The sequence below is a fragment of the Rhizobium oryziradicis genome (assembly GCF_001939045.1).
GTDB classification, from domain to species: domain Bacteria; phylum Pseudomonadota; class Alphaproteobacteria; order Rhizobiales; family Rhizobiaceae; genus Allorhizobium; species Allorhizobium oryziradicis.
The window spans coordinates 181,707-207,074 of record NZ_MKIM01000025.1 but is presented as its reverse complement, the minus strand read 5'-3'; the positions used below and the strand labels follow the sequence as shown (position 1 = coordinate 207,074).

Here is a 25,368-nt window from a genome sequence, read left to right as displayed (position 1 = left end):
GCGGGCAGGGGTTGAATATGGTTGCACGGGTTGGGACTGTTGCATTTCAGGGGATTGATGGCGTTCCTGTTGATGTTCAGGTCATGGTGGCACCGGGCAAAATAGGCATGCAGATTGTCGGTCTGCCCGATAAGGCGCTGGCCGAAAGCCGGGAGCGGGTGCAGGCCGCCCTGCATGCCTCGGGCCTTGCCCTGCCGCCCAAGAAAGTGACGGTCAATCTGGCACCTGCCGATCTTCCCAAAGAAGGTTCGCATTATGATCTGGCCATTGCGCTGGGCTTGATGGCGGCCCTCGAAGCTATTCCCGGCGATGTGCTTGGCCAATATCTGGTGATTGGCGAGCTTAATCTGGATGGAACCATTGCGCCGGTGACAGGGGCATTGCCTGCTGCCATGGCCGCCAACGCGCTCAACAAAGGCTTGATCTGCCCCGCAGACAGCGGCCCGGAAGCTGCCTGGGCAGGCTCTGATATTGATATTCTCGCACCCCGCAGTCTGATTGCGCTCGCCAACCACTTCAAGGGCACGCAAGTTCTCACCCGGCCACAGCCGGCCAGCCGGGCCTTGCCGGGCAATCTGCCCGATTTGGCGGATATTCGCGGCCAGGAAAGTGCCAAACGGGCGTTGGAAGTGGCGGCGGCTGGCGGCCATAACCTCTTAATGGTGGGACCACCCGGCTCTGGAAAATCCATGCTGGCTGCCCGCTTGCCATCGATTTTGCCAGCGCTATCGGCATCGGAATTGCTGGAAGTCTCGATGATCCATTCCATCGGCGGGCATTTGTCCGGCGGCAAGCTGTCAGATCGCAGGCCATTTCGCACGCCGCACCATTCCGCCACCATGGCCGCCCTTGTCGGTGGTGGCTTGAAGGCAAAGCCCGGCGAGGCCTCACTTGCCCATCACGGCGTGTTGTTTCTGGATGAATTTCCGGAATTTTCGCCCCAAGTGCTGGATGCACTGCGTCAACCGCTGGAAAGCGGCGAATGCATCATCGCCCGCGCCAATCATCGGGTGACCTATCCGGCCAATTTCCAGCTGATTGCGGCCATGAACCCCTGCCGTTGTGGCATGGCCGGAGAGCCGGGTCACACCTGTGCGCGCGGCATTCGCTGTGTGACGGAATATCAGGGGCGTATTTCTGGCCCGCTGATGGACCGCATTGATATTCGCATTGATGTGCCTGCCGTCTCGGCGGTCGACCTGATCAAGCCCATGGCGGCGGAGAAAAGTGCGGATGTCGCCCGTCGGGTTGCCAAGGCGCGTCAGCGGCAGATTGCCCGTTTTACGGATGCCGGTGTTTCAGAGGTGACGCTCAATGCGCGCTGTTCAACGGCATTGATCGAAAAGCTGGCGGCACCTGATGCGGCAGGCCTTCAGCTTTTGCGCGATGCGGCGGAAAAATTCAAATTCTCGGCGCGGGCCTATCACCGTGTGTTGAAGGTGGCGCGCACATTGGCAGATCTGGACGGGGCTGAAGCGCTGGGCCGCCTTCATCTGGCCGAGGCCATCTCTTATCGCATACCGGCAGAGCGTCTTTCGTCTGCCGCCTAAAGCATTTCGCGTTCAACTTATGACAGTTGAACACGAAATACGTTCGAGTGTATCAGGCGGCTTCGGTATCGGCATCGTGCATGGCATCGAGCGGAATGGATATTTCAGCCACCAGACCGCTGGGTGCGAAGGTGATCGCAACACTGCCTTGAACGGCGGCAACCACTCTGCGCACAAGCGTGGAGCCAAAACCGGCCTTGCCTTCTTCGGGTTGCTGTGGCGTGGGGCCGCCACACTCGCTCCAGCAGATAGACAAGGCTGTTTTTGTGCTGTCATCGGGCTGAGGGATGGTGCCTACCGTCCAGCTTAAGTGAATTTCACCGGTATCGACAGAAAGGGAGCCATATTTCGCAGCATTGGTGCCCAGTTCGTGCAGCACAAGGCTGAGAAGGATGACCGCCTGCCCACTGACGGGAACCGGTGGGCCTGACAATTGCAGTCTCGATGTTTCGGCCACACCAAATGGCTCAAGCGCCTTGGAAATGATAACGCAGACCGTGGTTTCCTCGCCAGAGCGCAGACCTCGCAGCAAAAGGTTGGAGCGCGCCATGGCATTGAGGCGCTCGCGCAAGGCGGTTGCAAATTGGGGAACGGTATGGACGTGCCTTTGCGAAAGGTTGATAATCGCATTGATGGTGGCAAATACGTTTTTCAGGCGATGGTCCAGCTCCTGCGCCATGACCTCCTGGTGTTCGGCCAATCGCTGCATTTCATCGCGAGCGGTTTTCTCGGCGCGATAAGCGCTCATCATAAACGCCGTCAGGCCAATATCTGTTGTTACCACGAAGACATAGAGCAGCATGGCAATCGCCGTGCTGACGGAGAGCTCAAACGTGAAATAAGGTGGAATGAAAAAATACCAGGATGCGAGGCCACCCAAAATGGCCACCATGATGCCTTGCGGAACGCCAAAAATGAAAGCAACCACAACCACGGCTGGGAAAAATGTCACATAGGGAAATGTGCCAAGCAGATAATCATCCACCCAAAACCGTAAGGCAAGCGTTGCGATAAATACCAGAAGCGACAGAAGATAGGTCATTGCCGTATAGGCGAGAGACGAGTGCTCTTGTGTCGAAATGACAAAGGCCGGTAATCTATCGTAAAAACGTTGTCTTCGCATACATGTCCTGACTACCTGCCCCGAAACGACCATAGCCCAGTCGGTTTGTTCGTGCAATCGCAGCACATGATCTGCAACAAGAGCACCATTCGGTTTTTTAAATCTAAAAAGGGTATGTAACTCATTCCATCTGCAGCAAGATTTTCTCCTTAAATCGATTCCGATTTAAGGAATTATGCAGCAGGAAGCACGATGTCAGAACGGTATGGTGCAAACACGCCAAGACCGGCAGAACATCCTGCCGGTCTTGGTCGATTTCAAGCAAACCGGGCCTATTCACCCAGACCGGCAAACAGCGCGGTCGAGAGATAGCGCTCGGCGAACGAGGGGATGATCACCACGATTGTCTTGCCGGCATTCTCTTCGCGCTGGCCAACCTTGATGGCCGCTGTCAAGGCCGCACCGGACGAAATACCAACGGGCACGCCTTCAAGACGAGCAACAAGACGCGCCGTGTCAAAGGCTTCATCATTGGTCACCGTGACGATCTCATCGTAAATATGCGTATCGAGAATGGCGGGCGCAAAGCCAGCACCTATGCCCTGAATTTTGTGAGGGCCGGGGGCTCCGCCCGACAGAACCGGGCTGTCTGCAGGTTCCACCGCCACCACCTTCACGGAGGGCTTCTTTGCTTTCAACACCTGGCCTGTGCCGGTGATGGTGCCGCCGGTGCCAATGCCGGAGACAAAAATATCGATAGCACCGTCAGTGTCGTTCCAGATTTCTTCGGCCGTGGTTTTGCGGTGAATTTCCGGGTTGGCCGGATTTTCAAATTGCTGCGGAATGACGGCGTCGGGGATGGTGGATGCCAGCTCTTCCGCCTTGGCAATGGCCCCCTTCATGCCCTTCGGGCCTTCTGTCAGCACCAGTTCGGCCCCCAGAAGTGCGAGCATCTTGCGGCGCTCAATCGACATGGTTTCCGGCATGGTCAGGATCAGGCGATAGCCCTTGGCGGCAGCCGCAAAGGCCAGCGCAATGCCGGTGTTGCCGGAGGTGGGCTCCACCAGCGTGGTCTTGCCGGGGGTGATCTTGCCTTGTGCTTCCAGATTTTCAATCATCGCCACGCCAATGCGGTCCTTGACGGAGGAGATCGGATTGAAAAACTCCAGCTTGGCCAGAAGATTGGCTTTCACGCCTTTTTCCTTCGCCAGCTTGTCCAGCCGCACAATGGGGGTGTCGCCAATGGTTTCGGTGATCGAGCCATAAACGCGACCCCGGCCCGGTTTTTTGGTTTCTGACGTGGATGCTGACATGGCATGTCTCCCTGATAAGCCGTCTCTTTGCCACCACCATACGGTCAAAGCGACAAACCGGCCAGAACCCTTTGCCTACCATCGAGGTTGGAAAGAGAAAAAACACAACAGAACGCGGGGCCTTGCAGGTGTTTATTTCACGCAGCGCGGGTTGCGATATAGGCGGCAGTGCCGGCGAGAATGCTGGCGGCGGCGCGGTTGAGGAATTTCAAAGCCGATGGCTGTTTCAGCAAGAGGCGGGCCTTGGCGGCCAGCAAAATATAGGGCAGCAAAACAGCCATGAGCACAACAAAGGTGGTGCCAACCAAAAGTGCAAAATCGCGTGCACCAATGGCATCCAGCGGGATCAACGTGGGCACCAGCGCCACGTAAAACAGCATGGTCTTGGGATTGCCCAGTGTGACAAACAGGCCGGAGAAAAACGAGGCCACAGCACCCGCACTTTTGCGCGCCTCAATATCCTGTGGCAAAAGGCCTGCGGTCCAGAGCTTCCACGCAATATAGCCGAGATACAGCGTCCCTGCGAATTTGATGATCAGAAACGGTGTCACAAAGGTTTGCGCCACATAGGACAGGCCCAGAATGACGGCCGTCAGATAGCAAAGATCACCCAGAATAAGCCCCAGCCCCATGAAAAATGTCGGGCGAAAGCCAGAGCCAAGGGCGCGAGCAACAATGGCTGTCATGCCGGGGCCGGGAATGGCGGCTGCGATGAAGAGCGCGCCCGCATAAGCGAGGAGAGAGGTGAGGGTCATGATGCATCTCCGAGACTGGTAAAATGCTATCGTGGTCCCCGTAAACTTGCAATGGTGACACATTGGTATTTGCGAAGGCTCAGGCATTCTGCTTATGGATCAATCAAGACCATCAGGAACACTGCCATGCCCGCCGCTGCCTCGCTTATTGCTTTCGCGCTCATCTGCCTTGGCATGGTGCTCACCCCAGGCCCCAATATGATCTATCTGGTGTCGCGCTCCATCTGTCAGGGGCCATTGGCGGGTCTGATCTCGCTGGGCGGGGTCGCACTCGGGTTTTTGTTTTATATGCTGGCCTCGGCCTTAGGGATCACGGTTTTGGTGATGGCCGTGCCTTATGCCTATGATGCGTTGAAACTGGCGGGTGCCGCCTATCTTGCCTATCTGGCGTGGCAGGCCATCAAGCCCGGCGGACGCTCACCGTTTCAGGTGCGGGACTTGCCCAAGGATAGCCCGAAACGGCTGTTTATCATGGGGTTGGTCACCAATCTGCTCAATCCGAAAGTGGCTGTGATCTACCTGTCTCTCATGCCGCAATTTATTGATCCAGCGCGCGGGCACGTGCTGATGCAATCCATCGTGCTTGGTTGCACCCAGATTATCATCAGCATCACCGTCAACGGAATGATCGCCATTATGGCAGGCTGTATCGCCCTGTTTTTGGGCCGCCGTCCCTTGTGGATGGTGGTGCAGCGCTGGCTGATGGGAACCGTGCTGGCCGCACTTGCCATTCGCATGGCAACGGAGGCGCAGCGTTAAAAGTCGGCCATCGGCGAAAGCATGAGTGGCAGCTGAACTGCGTCTTGGGCGAGGCCTGAGATCATCAGCGCGCAATTGCCTTGATACGCCATGGGCGTTCCTTCCCATCCGAGACGATCGGTTGGGAAATGAACCTCGATCCGATCGGCAGGCTGGTTGAGATGAGAGAGAATTTCAGTCATTGTCGGTAGCGCCGGTCCAGCAATATCCAGAAGAAGCAAGCGACCATCATCGCCGCGTTTCCAGGCAATCACGATGCCAAGGTCCGGCAGAAGGCTGAGTGTGATCGCGGGATCGAACACACTGTTGAGAAGAAACATTTCCTTTTGGCGCACCACAGCAAAGCGATTGGAAACAGGCTGCCGACGATCCAGAATTTCGCTCAGAATAGCGATATCGGCCGCATGGTTGAGATCGAGCTGCCGTGATTGTGTCCCCATTGGTTGAACGTCAGGTGCCGGGCCATGAAATCTATGCTGGGGCAGCGTTCGAAAGCCGTATGCCTCATAAAGCGATGGTTTGTCGGTGAGCAGAATGCCAGTGCTGAACCCTGAGGCATCGGCCCAGGCAAAGGCCTGTTGCATCAGGTTTCGGTAAAGTCCTTGACCTCGAAATTCGGGCAGAACTGCACCGGATTGATAGCCCGCGGCCATCACCAAGCTGCCATTGATCATGAGTGGCATGGAGAACGCGCTGAAGTTGGCAACGCAGCGTCCTGCGCGATCAAAATAACCAAAGGGCATGCTGGACGGGTCAGGCCCACCAAACCGTTGCAGCAATCCAACATCAATTCCGAAGACCGCCTTTAACAGGTCCGTAAGCGCTTGAAAACCAAAGGGATCACCGAAATAATCCTGCCTGAGCGTGAGCTCTGCCAATATCCTGACCCCGTTAAACCCCGGTGGAGCCAAAGCCACCCGCACCGCGCGCCGTCTCTGAGGTGTCCATCACCTCCACAACCGGCATTTGGGTCACCGGTGCAATCACCATCTGGGCAATGCGCATGCCACGGGTGATGGTGAAATCCTCGTCGCCGAGATTGATCAGCAAGACTTTCACTTCGCCGCGATAATCGCTGTCCACGGTGCCAGGTGTGTTGAGGCAGGTGATGCCGTTTTTGAAGGCAAGGCCGGAGCGAGGGCGGATTTGTCCTTCAAATTCCTGCGGGATTTCCATGATCAGCCCGGTTGGCACCAGCGCACGTTTTCCCGGCGACAGCACCAGCGGTTCGCTGTCTGGTACTGCTGCGCGCAGGTCCATGCCAGCAGCGCCTTTTGTTTCATAAGCAGGCAATTCCAGCCCGTCACCATGGGGCAGGCGGCGTAAATTCAGGGTGGTGCGGGTGTTAGCGGATATATTCATGCGGCATTAGTTTGCTCTCAGAGCCGCAAGGTCAATTGCAATTCGGCACTTTAATCGTTAGATAGCCCGCAATTCCACAGGATTCATATCATGGCTGAAACGCTCGCCGAGGCGGTCTCCCGCCGCCGCACATTTGCTATTATCGCGCACCCGGATGCTGGTAAAACCACGCTGACCGAAAAACTGCTGTTGTTCGGCGGTGCCATTCAGTTGGCTGGTGAAGTGAAAGCCAAGAAAGATCGCATCCAGACCCGATCGGACTGGATGAAGATCGAGCGTGAGCGCGGCATCTCGGTGGTCACCTCGGTGATGACCTTTGAATATGAAGGCAATGTTTTCAACATTCTCGACACGCCGGGCCATGAAGACTTTGCCGACGATACCTATCGCACGCTCACCGCTGTGGATGCCGCCGTCATGGTCATCGACGCCGCCAAGGGTATTGAGCCTCGAACACTGAAACTGTTCGAAGTGTGCCGTATGCGCGATATTCCAATCATCACCTTTGTCAATAAAATGGACCGCGAAAGCCGGGATATTTTTGAAATTCTTGACGAGGTGGAAGAAAAGCTGGCGCTGGACACCGCCCCGATCACTTGGCCGGTGGGGCGCTCCAAAAGCTTCTGCGGCTCCTACAATCTGGTTGATAATACCTTCCGTGGTTCTGACAAACAGGTGGAAGCGCTTGCCGTCAACAGCCCGAAGAATGTGGCTGAAAACCTGCCGGAAAACGAGCGTCAGACCTTTGTTGACGAGCTGGAACTGGCGCAGGAAGCCTGCCGTCCGTTTGACAGGCAAGCGTTTCTGGAAGGTCATATGACGCCGGTGTTCTTTGGTTCGGCGCTTCGCAATTTTGGTGTGCGCGACCTCATCAATGCCTTGGGCGAATTTGCCCCGCCGCCGCGTGACCAGGTGGCTGATATCCGCAAGGTTCATGCCGCTGAAGACAAGATGACGGCTTTCGTCTTCAAGATTCAGGCGAATATGGACCCCAACCACCGCGACCGCATTGCCTTTGCCCGCATTTGCTCCGGCAAGCTGGAGCGCGGCATGAAGGCGCGGCTGGCCCGCACCGGCAAATTGATGGGCCTGACGGCACCGCAGTTCTTCTTTGCCTCGCAACGGCAATTGGCCGACACCGCCTTTGCCGGTGATGTGGTGGGCATTCCCAACCACGGCACCTTACGCATTGGCGATACGCTGACGGAGGGCGAAGCACTGGTGTTTCAGGGTGTTCCAAACTTCTCGCCTGAAATTCTGCGTCGCGTGCGGCTGGAAGATGCGATGAAGGCTAAAAAGCTGAAAGAAGCCCTTCAGCAGATGGCGGAAGAGGGCGTTGTGCAGCTGTTTTCGCCGGAAGATGGTTCACCCGCCATCGTCGGCGTTGTGGGTGCCCTGCAGCTGGATGTGTTGAAGGAGCGCCTGTCGGGCGAATATACCCTGCCGGTGTCGTTTGAAATGTCGCGCTTTTCTGTGTGCCGGTGGATTTCATCCGATCAACCGGGCGAACTGGACAAGTTCATGAGTGCCCGTCGTGGTGATATTTGCCGGGATCTGGATGGTGATCCGGTGTTCATGGCGCAGGATGCTTTCTCCCTGCGCTATGAATCGGAGCGTTATCCGGCGATCAAAATGGTGGCAATCAAGGAATATCACGTCAATAAGGCGGCGTGATCTCCCTCCTGCGGCACTTGGGTGAGGTCATCCATAAAATTGTTGCACCACTCCATCACATCATGGACCAGCAAATGGTCCATCATTTTTTGCCAGCGCTCTTTACGCTCTTCAAGCGGCATGGAGAGCGCGCGCGCAATGGCATTGGCAACGCCTTCGGTGTCGTAAGGGTTAACCAGCAAAGCGCTTTTCAATTCGCGCGCGGCACCGGCAAAGCGTGAGAGGATGAGGACGCCCGGATCTTCAGGGTCCTGGGCAGCTATATATTCCTTGGCAACGAGGTTCATGCCATCGCGCATGGGGGTGACCAGACCCACTTTGGCAAGGCGATAGAGCCCGGCCAGAATGGGCCGCGCCACGGAACGGGTCATATAACGGATCGGCACCCAATCTACCGTGCCCAGCTCACCATTCACTCGCCCGGCTTGCTCGGCCAACATCCGCTGCATGGCCTCATATTCCGGCACTTCCGAGCGCGATTTCGGGGTGATTTGAAGATAGGAAACGTGGCCCTGATAGGCCGGGTTGGCCAGAATGAAGCGCTCATAGGCGTCGAGGCGCTGGGGGATGCCTTTGGAATAATCCAGCCGATCAACGCCAATTACCAGATCATGGCCGATAATGCTGCTGGCGGCTTTTTTCACCATGGCATTGTTGACCGCCCGTTTTGCATAGGCGGCAAAAGCGGCGGTTTCGATGCTGATCGGATAGGCACCGGTTTTGAAAATCCGGTTGTGGGATTTGAAGTAGCCGTCTTCCAGCGTTTCACCAATGCCTTCACGCACGAGAGCGCCGACAAAATTGGCCAGATCATAATCTGTCTGAAAGCCAACCAGATCATATTGGGCCAAGCCTTCGATGATCTGATCGTAGACCGGCATCGCCAGCAGCACATCGGCGGGCGGCAGAGGGATATGCAGGAAAAAGCCGATACGGTTTTTAATGCCCATCTTGCGCAGTTCGCTGGCCAGGGGGATGAGATGGTAATCCTGCACCCAGATCACGTCATCCGGCTTCAGTAAGGGTGCGAGACGCTGGGCAAAAAAGCGGTTGACGCGGAAATAGCCGCTCATTTCCTTGCGGCCATATTCGGCCAGATCAATGCGATAATGAAACGTGGGCCACAAAACCCGATTGGCAAAACCGTGATAATATTCCTCGACATCCCGATCCGTCAGATCGGTCAATGCATAGGTGATCTTGCCATCGATAATGGTTTTGATCTGTGGGGTTTCTTCTTCGCCGCTGGATTTTCCCGACCAGCCCATCCAGATACCACCGCGCTCTTTCAGAGCGGCTTGAAGGGCCACGGCAAGGCCGCCTGCGGGGGCAGCCTTGCCCTTTTCGGGCACGGGAACGCGGTTGGAAACAACGATCAGTCGGCTCATCAAAAATCCCTCTTCCTAAAGCTGCTTGCGAAGAATGGTGGCGATCATGTCGCGCACGGCTTGCGGTTTGCTCAGCCGTTTGCGGGCCAGCGTGCTATCGGTTGGCGCGCCAATGTGGATTGATATCCCGCCCTTCGCATTGACCAGTTTAAACATGGCCTCGTCGGTCACATCATCACCAAAGGCAACCGGGATGCGTCCGGCAAAGGGGGCTTCTGCCAAATAAGCGTCCAGCGCCCGGCCTTTGTCGGCACTGTCAGGGCGAATTTCCAGCACCATCTTGCCGCGCTGAAGCTCATAACCGGGCCCCGCCTTGGCGATTGCCACGCGCATGGCTTCGCCCACGTGATCGGCAAGCTCTGGCACTTGCCGGAAGTGAACCGCAACGGCACCTCCCTTGTCTTCCACCAGCACGCCCGGGAAACTTTCAGGCAGCGTGGCCAACCTTTGCTTGACGTCCAGAAATTCGGCCGTTGGCTCGGCTCGGATGATCTGGCCGTCCAGCATACGCCGTTCGGTGCCATGCAGACCGGCAATGGGGAAGCGATGGGGAAAAAACAATGTGTCGGCATAGCTCAATGCTCTGCCGGTCACCAGCGCCAGCGCACCGTCGAGGTGGTGTGAGAGGGCTTTCAGATCATCGGTCAAACCATTGGGAACCGTGATGGCATCGGGTGTCTCCGCCAGATCAAGCAATGTTCCATCAATATCAAAGAAAAGGGCATAGCGTTCAGGCTGGGACGCGATGGCTGCAATCAGATTTGCAATTGTCTCTCTGGGTAATGGTTCACTGATCTCAGTGGTTTGAGCATTCGTCATGTCTGTTCCTGCTTTTAAACGCCGTGTGTGGCCCGGCACGGTGGAGTAAGCTCTCGGGTGTTTGAGGATTCATGTCGGGACAAAACAACTAACGCTTTTGATCCCTGATAGTTCCATGCAACGCGATCTGCAGATCGATAACCACCTGCAAAGACCGTGACACCTGCCTTTAAAAATGACATAAGGAAGCCAATGACAGGGGCGTTTGTTGTAAAAGACGAGCTGAGAAGCACCCTTTGAACCTGAACCAGATCATGCTGGCGGAGGGAGTCGGTCGAGCGGCACTGTGTGCTGTGGTCGATGTTTCCCTGTTGCTGACAACGGAGATGCCGTGAGCCACCTATCTATTCGCAATGTCTTGTCGATTGCAGGCTCGGATCCGTCCGGAGGAGCGGGTATTCAGGCTGATCTGAAAACATTTGCGGCTCGCGGGGTCTATGGCATGGCGGCGATCACGGCGCTGACGGCGCAAAACACCCAAGGCGTTTCTGGGGTGCAAAGCGTGTCAGCAGATTTTGTGGCGCAGCAGATTGCGGCGGTGTTTGCTGATGTGCGGGTGGATGCCGTCAAGATCGGCATGATTGCCAATGGGGAGATTGCTGAGGCGGTAGCACAGGTGCTGGCCGCCCATAGAGGCATCCCGATCGTGCACGATCCGGTGATGATTGCCAAAGGGGGCGCGTCCTTGCTCGATCATCGTGCCGTTTCTATTCTGATCAACCATCTTTTGCCGCTGGCGACGGTGGTGACCCCCAATCTGCCAGAGGCGGCAGCGCTGTTAGCCGAGCCTGAGGCTGTTGACCGCGCAACCATGCAGGCTCAGGCGAGAAAGCTTCTAGCGCTCGGCGTGCAGGCCGTTTTGCTCAAAGGTGGGCATCTTCCCGGCGATGACAGCCCAGATGTGCTGGTGCATGGCGCAGACACCGTCTGGCTGGAGGGCAAGCGTATCAACACCGCCAATACCCATGGCACCGGCTGTTCGCTCTCCAGCGCCCTTGCGGCGGAGCTTGCCAAAGGGCTTGGCATTGCCGAGGCTGTTGTCGCCGCCAAGGCGTGGCTGAGCGGTGCGATTAGTGGGGCTGATCAACTTGAGGTCGGCACCGGCCATGGGCCGGTGCATCATTTTCACGCGCTGTGGCCTGCGTAGCCGCCGTTGCTTAATGGTCAGCTTTGATAAAAGTGCCATTTTGCAATTCGCGCATCGCTTGCATCAGCTCTTCGCGGGTGTTCATCACAATCGGACCATGCCAGGCCACCGGCTCTTTGATCGGCTTGCCGGTGACTAGCAGGAAACGGATGCCTTTTTCGCCAGCGTGTACGGTGATTTCGTCGCCAGTATCAAACACCACAAGGGTACGATTGCCCGAGAGATCGCGAATGTTGAGTTCTTCCCCTTGAAACTCTTTCTCCACCTTGACGCCAAAGGGCTTGGAGGCGTCGCGGAAGGTGCCGGAGCCTGCAAAAATATAGGCAAAGGCCGAGCGATAGGTATCCACCGGAAAGCGCTTGCTCTTGCCCGGCGGCACTGAAATGTCGAGATAGACCGGTTCGGCGGCAATGCCATCTACCGGGCCGCTCTTGCCCCAGAAATCGCCGGAAATCACCCGAACAGCGGTGCCATCATCATCCACCACCACCGGAATATCGGCGGATTTGATGTCCTGATAGCGCGGGGCGGTCATTTTCAGGGATGAGGGCAGGTTGGCCCACAGCTGAAAGCCATGCATCTTGCCAGAAAAATCGCCTTTGGGCATTTCCTGATGCATGATTCCGCTACCGGCTGTCATCCATTGCAGATCGCCCGCACCAAGCGAGCCTTGATTGCCAAGGCTGTCACCATGATCCACCGTGCCTGCCAGCACATAGGTGATGGTTTCAATGCCGCGATGCGGATGCCAGGGAAAGCCACGGATATAATCGGAGGGAGTATCACCTCGAAAATCATCCATCATCAAAAATGGATCGGTCGCGGATGTGTCACCAAAGCCGAAGACCCGGTGCAGCTTGACGCCAGCACCTTCCATGGTTGGCGTGGCCTGGCTTTCAAATTTGACGGGGCGAATAGACATCGTCCAGCTCCTTTCGAGCGTATATTATTTGCTGCCAATATAGTGAAGCCAGACGTGGCGCGAAGGGCAAAACACAAAACGCAGTGTTCACAAAATGCGCGATTTTCGCCAAATATGCCGCATTGCAAGATAATGTGATTGTCGAATCTGTCACGAATCTGCCATGAAAGCAGGCAGAATTTACGGTTCGTTAGAGACCTTCCTTCACCATTGGTTTTTGACCCCCTCAGGGGATGGCAAAGCCGGAGCAGTTGATATCATGTGTCGTTGGGCAGCCTATCGGGGAGAACCGCTCTTTATCGAGGAGCTGGTGTCGTCACCCGCCCATTCTTTGATTGAGCAATCCGTATGCGCAACACGCGCCAAAACATCGACGAATGCGGATGGTTTTGGTTTGGCGTGGTACGGGGACCGGCCGCAGCCCGGCCGTTTTCGCGATGTGCTTCCCGCCTGGTCCGATTGCAATTTGAAAAGCATTGCCCATCAGATCAGCACGCCCCTGTTTTTGGCCCATGTGCGAGCAGCCACCCACGGTGCCACGCGTCGCGACAATTGCCATCCCTTTGTGCATGATACGTGGTCCTTCATGCATAATGGCCAGATTGATCATTTCGAGCGCCTGCGCCGCACCATGGAGCAGCGGCTGGATGATGCGCATTTTGGCGCGCGCTATGGCAGCACCGATTCTGAATTGATGTTTTTACTGGCCATGCAGTTTGGCATGAAAGAGCGCCCGCTGGAGGCCATGGCCGAGGTGATTGGCTATGTCGAAAAACTCAGCCTTGATATGATCGGCTCAGCGCGGGTTCGCTTTACCGCCGCGTTTTCCGATGGAAAATCACTCTATGCCGTGCGCTATTCCACGGATGCCTTTGCGCCGACGCTTTATGCCGGGCCCATGGGGCTGGATGGCGGCTATTGTCTGGTGTCTGAGCCCTTGACCGATGACAGCGAGGCCTGGGTGGAAATTCCAGCCGGAAGTGCTGTTATTCTCAGCGATGATGGCTTGAATGTTGCCAATTTTGGCCCGCTCCAGCCTGATGAGACGAAGCCAGCGTTGGAAATGGCTGTCTAGAAGATCGGTTTTTTCGCCTGTTCGAGAACTTCATCGACAAACATCTTGAGCGGGCCGCTGTCCACGCCGTCGCGATAGGCAAGGTAGAGTGGCGCGCTTAAGCCCGATTGCTGGCTGAAAGCACGATAGGCAACCCCTGCCGTTTCCAGCTTGGCAATGGATTGCGGAACAATCGACAGCCCAAGCCCCGCCGCCACAAGGCTGAGTGTGGAAACCACCTTGGGCGCTTCCTGCGCAACTTTGGGGCTGAAACCAGCCTTTTGGCAGGCGGCAATAATGCGGTCATACAGCCCTTGGGCCGATGGACGGCGATAGAGCACAAAGGTCTCGTTGCGAAGATCCGAGAGATCAACGCTGATATCGCGCGGGTTGGCCAAGGGATGGGTATCGGGCATGGCCAGCACCATTGCCTCGTGATTCACGTGGAGCATTCGAAAGCCTGGCACATCGCTTTGCGGCGAGCGGATAAAGGCGGCATCCAGCTGGTTTGCGGCCAGATCACCCAGCAATTCCCGAGTTGAGCCTTCATCAAGGCTCAGTTCCAGCTCTGGCGAGGAAAGCCTCAAACTGCGCACCACGCTGGACACCAGCGGGTGGAAGGCAGCAGAGGATGTGAAGCCGATGGCCAGACGCCCTGTTTCGCCGCGTGCGGCGCGAAGGGCTGCCTCAACGGCGCTTTCCACATCGCTGATAATCTGGCGTGCCCGCGCCACAAAGGCCTCGCCTGCGTCGGTGAGAACCATGCCGCGCGGCTGTCTTTGAAACAGTGGTGTGCCAACCATGGCCTCCAGCGCCTTGATCTGTTGGCTCAACGGCGGCTGTTGCATGCCAAGCCGCAGGGCAGCGCGGGTCATGTGCCCCTCATCGGCAACGGCAACGGCATAGCGTAAGTGGCGAATTTCAATCATGCGATACTTCTAGCATATGGAATAACCACAATCCATATATTGGACATAGGGTTGTGATGGCGTTATGAACAGGCCATCACAATGGAAAAACGACATGACAGAGGTAATGCCAATTTCGGCTGAAGAATGCCATCCCGGTGTAGCGGAGCTGTTCAGGGGGTTTTTGGGTCTTGGTCTGATGGGGTTTGGTGGCGTCATGCCCATGGCCCGTCATATGATGATTGAGCAACGGCGCTGGTTGAGCGAGGCGGAGTTTACCGATCTTCTCGGCCTTTGCCAGTTTTTGCCGGGTGGCAATATCATCAATATGGCGGTGGCTGTCGGCCTTAAATTTCAGGGTTGGCGCGGTGCTCTGGCGGCGCTGTTTGGCCTGATTGCAGCACCCACCGTCATCGTCATTTGTCTTGGTGTCATCTATGACCGCTTCCACAACAACCCTTTGGTTGAACATATGTTTCTGGGTATTGCAGCGGCGGCTTCAGGCTTGCTGATCTCGCTCGCGTGGAAAATACTCCAACCTTTGCGCACCAAGCCCTGGGGTTTGGCGATTGCGGTGCTGTGCTTTGTGGCCATTGCGTTTTTTCGCCTGCCCATGCTGTTGACCATGCTGGTTTTGGCCCCGATTTCCATTCTGGTGAGTTGGAGAGTGTCGAAATGACCGCAACACTCGTTTCGCTCGCTGTTATCTTTGTCGAGCTGTCCCTGCTGGCCTTCGGTGGTGGCAATACCATTTTGCCGGAAATGCAGCGTCGGGTGGTCGATGTCCATCATTGGATGACGGCGGCAGATTTCAGCGCGTTGTTTGCTCTGGCGCAGGCCGCACCGGGGCCGAATATGATGGTTGTGCCGCTGGTGGGCTGGCATGTGGCCGGTTTTGCGGGGGTGTTTGTGACATCCATCGCCAAATTTGGCCCGTCCTCACTCATCACTGCTTTTGCTTTCACCCTGTGGCAAAAGTTCAAGGATCGGCCATGGCGCAAGATTGTGCAGGTTGGTCTGGTACCGATCACGGCGGGATTGGTCAGCGCCAGTGCGGCCGTGATCACGCAAGCCTCTGTCGGCAGTGTCTTGCTGATGGGGATTGCGGCGGCGTCTGCTGTGTTAACGGCAACCACGAAGGTTCATCCGCTGATCGTGCTCGGCGGCGGGGCAGCGCTCGGCTTGCTGGGCGGTGCTTTATAGCACCATTGCCATTGCGCAACGGTCTTTGATCGGCAGGCCGTTCTGCGCGTCCGTTTCCAGATGCTGTTGCAGGGCAGTATCATGGGCTTCCTCAAAGCCAAGCTCGGCATAAAAGGGCGCGTTCCACGCAACATGGCGAAAGGTGGTGAGCGTCAGGGCGCGTAAGTGCAGGCTGATCGCTGCGTCGCGGGCCACGTCAATCAGTGCGCGGCCAATCCCCATGCGTTGCCATTCTGGCAGCACCGATACTTCGACAATATGAAGCCGGTCCTCAAGCACCTCTGCGCTCAGAAAGCCTACCGGCTGATTGTGGGTGTCGGTGGCCACGAAAACCGTTCCAGCCTCAATCAACTGGTGTTGCCGCCCCGACGGAATTGGCTCACCTTCGGCAAGCCATGATAAGGCTTCGAGACTTTGAAAAACCTGAGCAGCGGCCACTTCAATACCGCCGAGGGCGTCTATATCAGATGGGTGCGCGTGTCGGATGGTCCAAAGGCGTTCCTTCATGAAGTCTCCAGCATCTGGGTGATCTTGCGGGCGAGATGGTCTGCAACGGTATTTTTATCCATGTCGGGCCAGTCTTCGATACCGTCCCGGGTGATCAATTTTACGCGATTGCGCTCACCACCCATAATACCGCTGTCGGGCGAAACATCATTGGCAACAATGAGATCCGCCCCTTTGCGTGCCAGTTTCAAACGGGCATTGTCCTCAACATTCTGGGTTTCTGCGGCAAAGCCAATCACCAGTTTGGGCCGGTTGGCATGGTGGCCAATGGTTTTCAAAATATCGGGATTTTCGGTCAATGCCAGCATTGGCGGGGCATCACCTGGCTGTTTCTTGATCTTTTGATCAGACGATGTTGCCACGCGCCAATCGGCCACGGCTGCCACCATCACGGCAATGTCGGCAGGCAGCAGACCAAGCACGGCATCACGCATCTCTTCGGCCCGCTCAACGTGGATGGTCTTGACTCCAGCCGGATCGGCGATGGTGACGGGGCCAGACACCAGCGTGACGTTTGCCCCAAGTTTTGCCAAGGCCGTGGCAATCGCATGGCCTTGGCGGCCAGACGAGCGGTTGGCAATATAACGCACCGGATCAATCGGCTCATGGGTCGGGCCGGAGGTGACGATCGCGCTTCGGCCTTTCAGCGGCTTTGCACCCCCGTCCAGCAGGGATAAGACACTTGCCACAATCTCCAGTGGCTCTGCCATGCGGCCAAGCCCGTGCTCATTGCTCTCGGCCATCTCGCCCGCCATCGGACCAATGAAATGGATGCCGTCCTGCTTCAGCGTCGTGATGTTGCGCCTTGTTGCCGGATGCGCCCACATTTTCGGGTTCATGGCCGGAGCCACCAGCACGGGGCGGTCTGCGGCCAAAAGCACGGTAGATGCCAGATCATCGGCCAGCCCTTGCGCCATTTTGGCCATGAGATTGGCAGTGGCCGGTGCAACAAGAATAAGATCAGAGTCGCGCGCCAGACGGATATGGCCCACATCCTGCTCGTCTTCGCGCGAAAACAGATCGAGATAGACATGCGATGCACTGAGCGCCCCCACCGCAAGCGGGGTGATAAATTCCTGCGCAGAGGCTGTCATGATCGGGCGTACCGATGCGCCGCGCTCGCGAAGACGCCGGATCAGATCAAGGCTTTTGTAAGCGGCGATGCCGCCGCTGATGATCAAAAGAATTCGCTTGCCGGAGAGTGCCCCGGAGAGTGTCATAGTGTTATCCGCTGACGTCTGCTTCATGTGATTTCAGCTCCACTAATAAAACCTAAGCGATCTTTTTCAACTTAGCCAGCCATTCCGAGATGAATTGCGATAGAGAGGCAGGAGATTGCAATAATCCACAGGGCAAGACGGCCTGAGCGGCTGTGATGGGCCTCCGCTTTGCCAATGGCGTCTGCGGTGGCGGGATCAAAGCGCAAGCCATGCTCGCTCATCCGCATCAATTCACTATGGAATTTTTCGGTTTTTGCGGCAATCTCCGGCAGGGCCTCGGCCACCCGCACCGCTGCCTTGAGGCCATCCTTGATATCTGTTGCAATGCGTTTTGGTCCGAGATTGTCCTTGATCCATTGACCAACAACCGGCTCAGACGCCTTCCACATGTTGAACTGTGGATTGAGCATGCGCGACACGCCTTCCACCACCACCATGGTTTTTTGCAGCATCACCAGCTCTGGCCGGGTTTCCATGTCAAACAGTTCGGTCACTTCAAACAGAAGCGTCAAAAGCCGCGCCATGGAAATGGTTTCGGCCGGCTGGCCGTGGATGGGCTCGCCAATGGCGCGAATGGCCTGGGCAAAGCTTGCCACATTGTGGTGCGATGGCACGTAGCCCGCTTCAAAATGCACTTCTGCCACCCGCATATAATCTCGGGTGATAAAGCCATAGAGAATTTCGGCCAGAAAACGGCGTTCCTTTTTGCCCAGCCGCCCGCAAATGCCCATGTCCACAGCCACAATCATGCCGGTCGGATCGACAAACAGATTGCCGGGATGCATGTCGGCGTGGAAAAATCCGTCGCGCAATGTGTGGCGCAGGAAAGACTGAATCAGCAGATCGGCCAGCGCATCGAGGTCGTGTCCGGCGGCCTTCAACGCGTCGATATCCGACATTTTAATGCCGTCAATCCACTCCATGGTGATGACATCACGGCCCGTGCGTTCCCAATCCACTTGCGGCACGCGAAAGCCGGGGTCGTTTTTGGTGTTTTCTGCCAATTCGGACAGGGCTGCTGCCTCCAGCCGCAAATCCATTTCCAGTCGGGTGGTTTGTTCGAGCGATTTGGTGACTTCCACTGGGCGCAAACGGCGGGTATGGGGCAAAAACCGCTCCTGCAGACGCGCCACCAGATACATCACTTCCAGATCGGCGCTAAAGCGCTGCCGCACACCGGGGCGAATGACCTTGACAGCCACTTTGTGCGGACCGTAAGGCGTTGCCACCTCACAAGGGTGCACCTGCGCAATGGAGGCCGCCGCAATGGGCGCACCAAAGCTGACATAGAGATCGTCTACCGAACGACCCAGAGAATCGCGGATTTCTCTGTGGGCGGCCTCGATTGGAAAGAAGGCCATGCGGTCTTGCAGGCCGGAAAGGTCTGCCGCCATCTCGGCCCCCACCACATCCGGGCGGGTTGCCAGAAACTGGCCAATCTTGACATAGGACGGCCCCAAACGCTCGACGGCCTGAGCGAGACGGTCTGAGCGCTCGGCATGCAGCGCGCGCTTGCGGGCAAAGAGGGCTGCGACTTTTTTTGCAACGCCAACAATGGGCGGCAGCCCCTCGGACGGCAGTGAAGCCACAACGCCCTCACGGACCAAAATCCAGCCAACGCGGGCCAGCCTGACATAGGCGCTCAACGTGCTCATGAAACCTCTATAATCCGCAAACAGGCGTGCGGTATGCGCTTGTCGTTCGGTTGCGGATCAGATCTTCCAGCCGGAATGAAGGGTTGCAATGCCGCCGGTGTAATTGGTGAAACTAACCTTGGAAAAGCCAGCCTTTTCAATCATCAAAGCAAAATCTTTCTGATTGGGAAATTTGCGGATCGACTCGACCAGATATTGATAAGGCTCGGCATCGCCGGTGATCATCTTGCCAAACTTCGGGATCGCCTTGAACGACCACTCATCATAAATGCGGTCCAGAAGCGGCATCTGCACTTCGGAAAATTCCAAAACCAGCAGACGGCCACCGCGCTTCAAAACCCGATAGGCTTCGCTCAGCGCCACATCAATGCGCGGCACATTGCGAATGCCAAAGGCAATCGTATAGCCATCAAACGTGTTGGCCTCAAACGGCAGTTCTTCCGCATTGGCTTCCACGAAGGTGAGATTATCGCTCAAGCCCTTCTTTTGCGCCCGCTCTTGCCCAACACCCAGCATGGAGCCGTTAATGTCCAGAACAGTGGCATGGGCCAGCCGCTTGGAGGCTTCCACAATGCGAAAGGCAATGTCGCCGGTGCCGCCAGCCACATCCAGCGTGCGATAATCGGGGTCTTTGCGCGGGTTGAGCGCTGCAATCATCGCATCTTTCCACACCCGGTGCAGGCCCGCCGACATCACATCATTCATGATGTCGTAGCGCTTGGCCACTTTGTGGAAGACATCATTGACCAGACCCTGCTTTTCGCCTTCCGCCACATCGCGAAAGCCGTAAGAGGTTTCCATGCCGCCATTGGCGGAGGTGCGGTTTGCGACCATGGTTTCCACTCCATTTTCTCTAAACCCATATCTTGACCATGGCGAAGCAGGGTCCATTGGGCTATGTCTTGCGTTCACATGGCAATGCCACGACAGCGGTTCCCCGTCCATAGACCATTGCGCCTTTGACGGAAACAAAAACACTGTCCTTGATAGAATTAGATGGAGCCCCCGTGCCAGAATTACCAGAGGTCGAGACTGTAAAGCGTGGGCTGGCACCCTCGATGGAAGGGCGCATTGTTTCAAGGCTTGAGCTGAGACGCGCCGATTTGCGCTTTCCCTTTCCGCACGGTTTTACGGATCGGGTGGCGGGGCGCACCATCATTTCCTTGTCTCGACGGGCAAAATACCTGCTGATTGATCTGGATGATGGCATAAGCATCGTCTCGCATCTTGGCATGTCCGGCTCCTATCGCGTTGAGCAGGGCGAGCAGGCTGATCTGCCTGGACAGTTTCATATGGAGCGCTCGCGCAACGTTGCGCACGATCACGTGATCTTTCACCTGACGGATGAAAATGGCGGTGCGGTGCGGGTGATTTACAATGACCCGCGCCGGTTTGGCTCGATGGATATGGTCGAGCGCCGTCATATGGATAGCTATCCCGCCTTTAAAGGTCTGGGGCCAGAGCCGGTTGGCAATGCCTTGAGCGCTGATTATCTGGCACGTCGGTTTCAAGGCAAGGCGCAGCCGTTGAAAACCACGCTTCTGGATCAGAAGGTGATTGCCGGTCTGGGCAATATCTATGTCTGTGAGGCGCTCTGGCGCGCGCATCTTTCCCCCACCACACCGTCTGGCGCTCTGGTGACGCCTGCGGGGGCTGCCACAGAGGCTCTGAACAGGCTGACGGATGCCATCCGCACGGTGATCATCGAGGCCATTGCGGCGGGCGGCTCGTCCTTGCGTGACCATATTCAGGCCGATGGCTCGCTTGGCTATTTTCAGCACAGCTTCAATGTTTATGACCGCGAGGGAGAGCCGTGTCGCACGCCGGGCTGCGCGGGAACCGTTGAGCGCATGACCCAGGCCGGACGCTCGACCTTTTATTGCGCGACTTGCCAGACGGGATGACCAGACATGAGGGAGAGCAAAAAATGGACAGTGTGATGGATTTTGAAACCCTGCTTGTCGAGATGCGCGGACCGGTGGCGCTGGTAAAGATCAATCGGCCACAGGCGATGAATGCGCTGAATTCCACCGTGATGAAGGAGCTGATCACGGCACTTGCAGCCTTTCAGAACGATGATGCCGTGCGCGCCGTGGTGCTCACCGGCTCCGACAAAGCCTTTGCTGCGGGCGCGGATGTCAAGGAAATGCAATCCGTGACCTTCGCGGATGCCTATAGAGGCGACTATCTAGCCGGCTGGGGCGAGATTGCAGGCTTTCGCAAGCCCATCATCGCCGCTGTTGCCGGTTTCGCGCTGGGCGGCGGCTGTGAGCTGGCCATGATGTGCGATTTCATCATTGCCGCCAGCACGGCGCGGTTTGGTCAGCCGGAAATCACGCTCGGCATTATTCCGGGCATGGGCGGCACCCAAAGGCTGGTGCGCGCCATTGGCAAAGCCAAAGCCATGGATCTATGCCTCACCGGGCGGATGATGGATGCGAGCGAAGCCGAAAACGCCGGGCTGGTGGCGCGCGTTGTTGCCCCGGAGCGTATGCTGGAAGAGGCGCTGGCGGCCGCGCAGAAAATTGCCGGTTTTTCGGCACCCTCCGTGGGCATGGCCAAAGAAGCGATCAACCGCGCCTTTGAGCAGCCATTAATGGAGGGCTTGCGCTTTGAGCGGCGGCTGTTTCACGCGCTTTTTGCCACCGAAGACCAGAAAGAGGGAATGGCCGCCTTTGTCGAGAAGCGCTCGGCCATTTTCAAGGACCGATAGATCCGTGGCTTATTCGCCGCAAGAGTCGGAAAGCTGCACGGAAAGGTGAGAAAGCGCGTTGACGGGCGCGTTCTTTCCCGCTATATGCCCGCCCACAGTTAGGAAAGCTTTTGGCTTTTCCGCGATTGCTCCCGACGCGCTGGTCCAGATACACCTGTCAAAAAGGTGGTGTGTGGTTTGCGGCAAAGTGGAGTTTTGGTTCGTATTCGAGAGAGGCATCAATGGCCAATACTACTTCGGCGAAAAAGGCGACCCGCAAAATCGCTCGCCAGACCGCAATTAACAAGAGCCGCCGTACACGCGTGCGCAATTTCGTTCGCAAGGTTGAAGAAGCCATTGCAACCGGTGATCTCGCTGTTGCAGCAGACGCTCTGAAGGCTGCCCAGCCTGAACTGCAGCGCGCCGCAACAAAGGGCGTCATGCACCGCAACACAGTGTCTCGCAAGATTTCGCGTCTTGCCAGCCGCGTGAATGCACTCGCTGCCTAATTTCTGACGAAAAATTCAAGTTTAGATGAGCCTGGCATTTTTGCCGGGCTTTTCGTGTTTTCTTTTTTTTAAATTTTTTTACCTGCGTTATCCCTGTTTTATGTCGACGGCGTGACACAAAAAATCATTTAAAATCAATTATTTACTGGAGGTTCCTTTGTGGGGTCATCCTTTCCTCTACGGCAGGGTTGCTCGATTTTGAGTCAAGTGATTTTTTTATTTTTTACGATTCCCATGCCTTGCAATTTGCATTTCAGCCAAACTCCTTGATTCATAAGCGATTCTTTTTTGGCATTTTCGCACATTGAAACTTCGCGCAAGGAGTCAATGGCGAGCTGTCAATTTTACGGAAAATTCACTGTTGATCTCGGCAATCGATCCTGCCTAAATGGCTTTCAGGAGAGGCGCTGACAAAGCCTTCGATTTTGGAGAGCAGCCCCAAAGGCTGTATTTTTGAAGCGGTTTCTCTAAGCGATCCTCACAGGTTTCGTTTCTTCATACATCGGTTTTTTCGGTTGGCCCGTTCTGTTTGGCAGGGAGCGGGAATGATGGCTTTTGCCTTATTGGGTGCAGACCCATTTTACCGGATTGGGTGCAGACCCATTTTATCTTATTGGGTGAAGACCCAAGCGGGAGAGAAATATGGCCCATGCGGGAAATGAAATAAGAAGAGGAACGTCTCAGTCGTTGAACGGTTGTCATGCAAAAATGGTTTTCGTTTTTTTCTGAAACGAAAAAGCCAGTGTAAAAAATGCTGATGGTCATCTGGAAACAGGTGCTGGAAATAGATGGTTGTCGAGAGACAGTCGGAATTTTTGAACTATTGAAACAACGCAGCGGCTTCTCTCTTGCAAGGGTGAGGAGGCGCTGAGAGGGCGAGAAGGCTTCCATTTACGAGGATGGTGGGGTTCTCGCTGGTAAGGCTGCGCTTGGGTATCAAGCGCATGGGCATCAAGGCCTTGACGGCTGCCTGATTGTGAAAGGCTGTGGAGTGATCTGCATGCTGGACGCAGAAAGACGAGGGGTCTGGTTGTTGTCATCTTTTATTCGAAGGGTGGATAGCAATCTGCGGCTGATAAGGACGGAGAACCGACATGGTCGGCCCTCTCCAAACAATTGATGCAAGAATAATGGGCGTCGGCCAGACATGGCACCAGAAATGGAAACTGGCCGACACGAGTAGAAAATTGGAAGGCGGCGAGATGCAGATGAAGATGGTAACGGCGAGTGCGGCAGCCGATGGGGACGAGGCGCGCGCGATAGACAATGCCGTTAGCCCTGAAGCTATGGTTGAAGGCCTGGAAGCGCAGCATGCGGCAGTGTTTGAGCGCTTCAGTGCCCGGTTGCGGGCGCAGGTTGGGCCAGATGTCTATGCAAGCTGGTTTGGTCGGCTAAAGCTTCATTCGGCATCAAAGAGCGTCATGCGCCTCAGCGTGCCAACAACATTTTTGAAATCCTGGATCAACAACCGCTATCTCGACTTGATCACAACGATTTTGCAGGCCGAAGATCCCAATCTTCTCAAGGTCGAAATTCTGGTGCGCAGCGCCACCCGCAATACCCGCGCGCCGGTGGTGGACGAGCGTGTTGTGCTGGCCGAAGCCCCATCTTCGGCAAAGCGCTCTGGTCCGCAGACCATCGGCAGTGTTGCCGCCTCCATGCCGCAGGTCATGCCCAATACGGCAGCAGCACCCCGCGCCTCCAACAATACACCGCTGTTTGGCTCGCCGCTGGATGCGCGTTACACGTTTGAAGGCTTTGTTGAAGGCGCTTCCAACCGTGTTGCCGTTGCTGCCGCCAAAACCATTGCCGAAGCCGGTGCCGGTGCCGTCCGCTTCAATCCGCTGTTCATTCACTCATCGGTGGGCTTGGGCAAAACCCATTTGTTGCAGGCCATTGCCAATGCCGCCATTCATAGCCCACGGGCACCGCGGGTTGTTTATCTGACGGCTGAATATTTCATGTGGCGTTTCGCAACAGCCATTCGCGATAATGATGCGCTGACACTGAAAGACACGTTGCGCAATATTGATCTGCTGATCATTGATGACATGCAGTTCTTGCAGGGTAAGACCATCCAGCACGAATTCTGTCACCTGTTGAATATGCTGCTGGACAGTGCCAAGCAAGTTGTTGTGGCGGCTGACCGCGCGCCTTGGGAGCTGGAATCGCTGGATCAGCGGGTGCGTTCGCGCCTACAGGGTGGCGTTGCCATCGAGATGGAAGCGCCAGACTATGAGATGCGTCTTGATATGCTCAAGACCCGTCTGGCAGCGGCCAAGAAAGAAGATCCGAGCCTCGATATTCCGACCGAGATCATTGCCCATGTGGCACGCAATGTGGCCAGCAGCGGCCGCGACCTCGAAGGCGCGTTCAATCAGCTTTTGTTCCGCCGCTCGTTCGAAAATGACATGACAATCGAGCGGGTCGATGAGCTTTTGGCACATCTGGTCGGGGCCGCCGAGCAAAAGCGCGTGCGGATTGAAGACATTCAGCGAGTTGTTGCCCGCCATTACAATGTGTCGCGTCAGGAGCTTGTCTCCAACCGCCGCACGCGGGTTATCGTCAAGCCACGCCAGATCGCCATGTATCTGGCCAAAACGCTGACGCCACGCTCCTTTCCCGAAATTGGTCGCCGTTTTGGCGGGCGCGACCACACAACGGTTTTGCATGCCGTGCGCAAGATCGAAGAGTTGATCTCAGGCGATCAGAAGCTGTCGCAGGAGCTGGAGCTGCTGCGCCGCCTGATCAACGAATAAGCCACCTCTGATCATGCAATGATAAACGCGCTGTGCGACATCACGGCGCGTTTTGTTGTGCTTAAAGCATGTCGCGTTTTATTGTCCTCAATAAAACGATAACGTACAT

The 25,368-nt window shown here is 56.3% G+C and carries 24 protein-coding genes and 1 riboswitch; of the genes, 11 read left to right on the top strand and 13 right to left on the bottom strand.

What is annotated here, in order from left to right; genetic code table 11:
• Window positions 1-17: 17 nt before the first annotated feature.
• Window positions 18-1,550, top strand: coding sequence for a YifB family Mg chelatase-like AAA ATPase (locus tag BJF95_RS08915; RefSeq protein ID WP_075639354.1), 1,533 nt, complete (start codon window positions 18-20; stop codon window positions 1,548-1,550).
• 52 nt (window positions 1,551-1,602) lie between these two features.
• On the opposite strand, the gene BJF95_RS08910 is transcribed toward BJF95_RS08915, so the two are convergent.
• From BJF95_RS08910 to BJF95_RS08900, 3 genes are all read right to left on the bottom strand, one after another.
• A complete protein-coding gene (locus tag BJF95_RS08910; protein WP_075639099.1) occupies window positions 1,603-2,673 on the bottom strand; it encodes an HWE histidine kinase domain-containing protein in 1,071 nt (356 codons plus the stop codon).
• 272 nt (window positions 2,674-2,945) lie between these two features.
• A complete protein-coding gene (gene cysK, locus BJF95_RS08905; protein ID WP_075639098.1) occupies window positions 2,946-3,926 on the bottom strand; it encodes a cysteine synthase A in 981 nt (326 codons plus the stop codon).
• A gap of 137 nt (window positions 3,927-4,063) precedes the next feature.
• Entirely contained in the window at window positions 4,064-4,681 is a 618-nt protein-coding gene (locus tag BJF95_RS08900; RefSeq protein WP_075639097.1) for a LysE family translocator, read from the bottom strand.
• A 126-nt stretch (window positions 4,682-4,807) separates the two neighbouring features.
• Between BJF95_RS08900 and BJF95_RS08895 the strand changes: the two genes are divergently transcribed.
• Window positions 4,808-5,440 carry a LysE family translocator gene (locus tag BJF95_RS08895; protein ID WP_075639096.1) on the top strand — a complete coding sequence of 211 codons (633 nt, stop codon included), beginning with the start codon at window positions 4,808-4,810 and terminating at the stop codon, window positions 5,438-5,440.
• Here BJF95_RS08895 and BJF95_RS08890 read toward each other — a convergent pair.
• A complete protein-coding gene (locus tag BJF95_RS08890; protein ID WP_245297274.1) occupies window positions 5,437-6,318 on the bottom strand; it encodes a GNAT family N-acetyltransferase in 882 nt (293 codons plus the stop codon). The genes BJF95_RS08895 and BJF95_RS08890 overlap by 4 nt on opposite strands.
• A gap of 13 nt (window positions 6,319-6,331) precedes the next feature.
• Entirely contained in the window at window positions 6,332-6,802 is a 471-nt protein-coding gene (gene dut / locus BJF95_RS08885) for a dUTP diphosphatase (RefSeq protein WP_075639095.1), read from the bottom strand.
• A 90-nt stretch (window positions 6,803-6,892) separates the two neighbouring features.
• Between dut and BJF95_RS08880 the strand changes: the two genes are divergently transcribed.
• Window positions 6,893-8,476 (top strand): peptide chain release factor 3, encoded by a 1,584-nt coding sequence (locus tag BJF95_RS08880; protein ID WP_075639094.1) that lies wholly within the window; start codon window positions 6,893-6,895, stop codon window positions 8,474-8,476.
• Here BJF95_RS08880 and otsA read toward each other — a convergent pair.
• Together otsA and otsB are read right to left on the bottom strand one after the other, a co-directional pair.
• Window positions 8,455-9,864 (bottom strand): alpha,alpha-trehalose-phosphate synthase (UDP-forming), encoded by a 1,410-nt coding sequence (otsA, locus tag BJF95_RS08875; RefSeq protein WP_075639093.1) that lies wholly within the window; start codon window positions 9,862-9,864, stop codon window positions 8,455-8,457. The two genes, BJF95_RS08880 and otsA, sit on opposite strands and share 22 nt — an antisense overlap.
• 15 nt (window positions 9,865-9,879) lie before the next feature.
• Window positions 9,880-10,683 carry a trehalose-phosphatase gene (gene otsB, locus BJF95_RS08870; protein ID WP_075639092.1) on the bottom strand — a complete coding sequence of 268 codons (804 nt, stop codon included), beginning with the start codon at window positions 10,681-10,683 and terminating at the stop codon, window positions 9,880-9,882.
• A 187-nt stretch (window positions 10,684-10,870) separates the two neighbouring features.
• Window positions 10,871-10,969: riboswitch (TPP riboswitch) on the top strand.
• 45 nt (window positions 10,970-11,014) lie between these two features.
• On the opposite strand from otsB, the gene thiD reads away from it, so the two are divergent.
• Window positions 11,015-11,830 carry a bifunctional hydroxymethylpyrimidine kinase/phosphomethylpyrimidine kinase gene (gene thiD / locus BJF95_RS08865; protein ID WP_175577229.1) on the top strand — a complete coding sequence of 272 codons (816 nt, stop codon included), beginning with the start codon at window positions 11,015-11,017 and terminating at the stop codon, window positions 11,828-11,830.
• A gap of 10 nt (window positions 11,831-11,840) precedes the next feature.
• Here the strand turns inward: thiD and BJF95_RS08860 are convergent, their stop codons facing one another.
• Window positions 11,841-12,752, bottom strand: coding sequence for a pirin family protein (locus tag BJF95_RS08860; protein ID WP_075639091.1), 912 nt, complete (start codon window positions 12,750-12,752; stop codon window positions 11,841-11,843).
• Window positions 12,753-13,011: 259 nt separating this feature from the next.
• On the opposite strand from BJF95_RS08860, the gene BJF95_RS08855 reads away from it, so the two are divergent.
• The gene (locus tag BJF95_RS08855) at window positions 13,012-13,827 is read left to right on the top strand and encodes a class II glutamine amidotransferase (RefSeq protein ID WP_075639351.1); all 816 of its coding nucleotides are present in this window, start codon (window positions 13,012-13,014) and stop codon (window positions 13,825-13,827) included.
• Here the strand turns inward: BJF95_RS08855 and BJF95_RS08850 are convergent.
• Window positions 13,824-14,735, bottom strand: coding sequence for a LysR family transcriptional regulator (locus BJF95_RS08850; protein WP_075639090.1), 912 nt, complete (start codon window positions 14,733-14,735; stop codon window positions 13,824-13,826). The two genes, BJF95_RS08855 and BJF95_RS08850, sit on opposite strands and share 4 nt — an antisense overlap.
• A gap of 94 nt (window positions 14,736-14,829) precedes the next feature.
• Here BJF95_RS08850 and BJF95_RS08845 point away from each other — a divergent pair, with 94 nt between their 5' ends.
• Both BJF95_RS08845 and BJF95_RS08840 read left to right on the top strand, forming a co-directional pair.
• Complete coding sequence (locus BJF95_RS08845; protein ID WP_075639089.1) at window positions 14,830-15,393, top strand: chromate transporter; 564 nt, start codon at window positions 14,830-14,832, stop codon at window positions 15,391-15,393.
• A complete protein-coding gene (locus BJF95_RS08840; protein WP_075639088.1) occupies window positions 15,390-15,917 on the top strand; it encodes a chromate transporter in 528 nt (175 codons plus the stop codon). The genes BJF95_RS08845 and BJF95_RS08840 overlap by 4 nt, the downstream gene beginning before the upstream one ends.
• Here the strand turns inward: BJF95_RS08840 and BJF95_RS08835 are convergent.
• From BJF95_RS08835 to ubiE, 4 genes are read right to left on the bottom strand one after another with little or no spacing between them, the layout of a single operon-like run.
• Window positions 15,912-16,424 (bottom strand): GNAT family N-acetyltransferase, encoded by a 513-nt coding sequence (locus tag BJF95_RS08835; RefSeq protein WP_075639087.1) that lies wholly within the window; start codon window positions 16,422-16,424, stop codon window positions 15,912-15,914. The two genes, BJF95_RS08840 and BJF95_RS08835, sit on opposite strands and share 6 nt — an antisense overlap.
• Window positions 16,421-17,671, bottom strand: a complete 1,251-nt coding sequence (coaBC, locus tag BJF95_RS08830) for a bifunctional phosphopantothenoylcysteine decarboxylase/phosphopantothenate--cysteine ligase CoaBC (protein WP_245297273.1) — start codon at window positions 17,669-17,671, stop codon at window positions 16,421-16,423. Before coaBC ends, BJF95_RS08835 begins: the two co-directional genes overlap by 4 nt.
• A 44-nt stretch (window positions 17,672-17,715) precedes the next feature.
• Window positions 17,716-19,299, bottom strand: coding sequence for a 2-polyprenylphenol 6-hydroxylase (gene ubiB, locus BJF95_RS08825; RefSeq protein ID WP_075639085.1), 1,584 nt, complete (start codon window positions 19,297-19,299; stop codon window positions 17,716-17,718).
• Between the two features lie 57 nt (window positions 19,300-19,356).
• Window positions 19,357-20,133 (bottom strand): bifunctional demethylmenaquinone methyltransferase/2-methoxy-6-polyprenyl-1,4-benzoquinol methylase UbiE, encoded by a 777-nt coding sequence (gene ubiE / locus BJF95_RS08820; RefSeq protein WP_075639350.1) that lies wholly within the window; start codon window positions 20,131-20,133, stop codon window positions 19,357-19,359.
• A gap of 173 nt (window positions 20,134-20,306) precedes the next feature.
• On the opposite strand from ubiE, the gene mutM reads away from it, so the two are divergent.
• The 4 genes from mutM to dnaA all read left to right on the top strand — a co-directional run bounded on the left by mutM (window position 20,307) and on the right by dnaA (window position 25,259).
• Window positions 20,307-21,203 (top strand): bifunctional DNA-formamidopyrimidine glycosylase/DNA-(apurinic or apyrimidinic site) lyase, encoded by an 897-nt coding sequence (gene mutM / locus BJF95_RS08815; RefSeq protein WP_075639084.1) that lies wholly within the window; start codon window positions 20,307-20,309, stop codon window positions 21,201-21,203.
• Window positions 21,204-21,238: 35 nt separating this feature from the next.
• On the top strand, window positions 21,239-22,012 hold the full coding sequence (locus BJF95_RS08810) for an enoyl-CoA hydratase (RefSeq protein ID WP_075639349.1): 774 nt from the start codon (window positions 21,239-21,241) through the stop codon (window positions 22,010-22,012).
• A 221-nt stretch (window positions 22,013-22,233) separates the two neighbouring features.
• Window positions 22,234-22,500, top strand: coding sequence for a 30S ribosomal protein S20 (gene rpsT / locus BJF95_RS08805; protein WP_075639083.1), 267 nt, complete (start codon window positions 22,234-22,236; stop codon window positions 22,498-22,500).
• Window positions 22,501-23,786: 1,286 nt separating this feature from the next.
• Window positions 23,787-25,259 (top strand): chromosomal replication initiator protein DnaA, encoded by a 1,473-nt coding sequence (gene dnaA / locus BJF95_RS08800; RefSeq protein WP_245297285.1) that lies wholly within the window; start codon window positions 23,787-23,789, stop codon window positions 25,257-25,259.
• The last annotated feature ends 109 nt before the right edge of the window (window positions 25,260-25,368 follow it).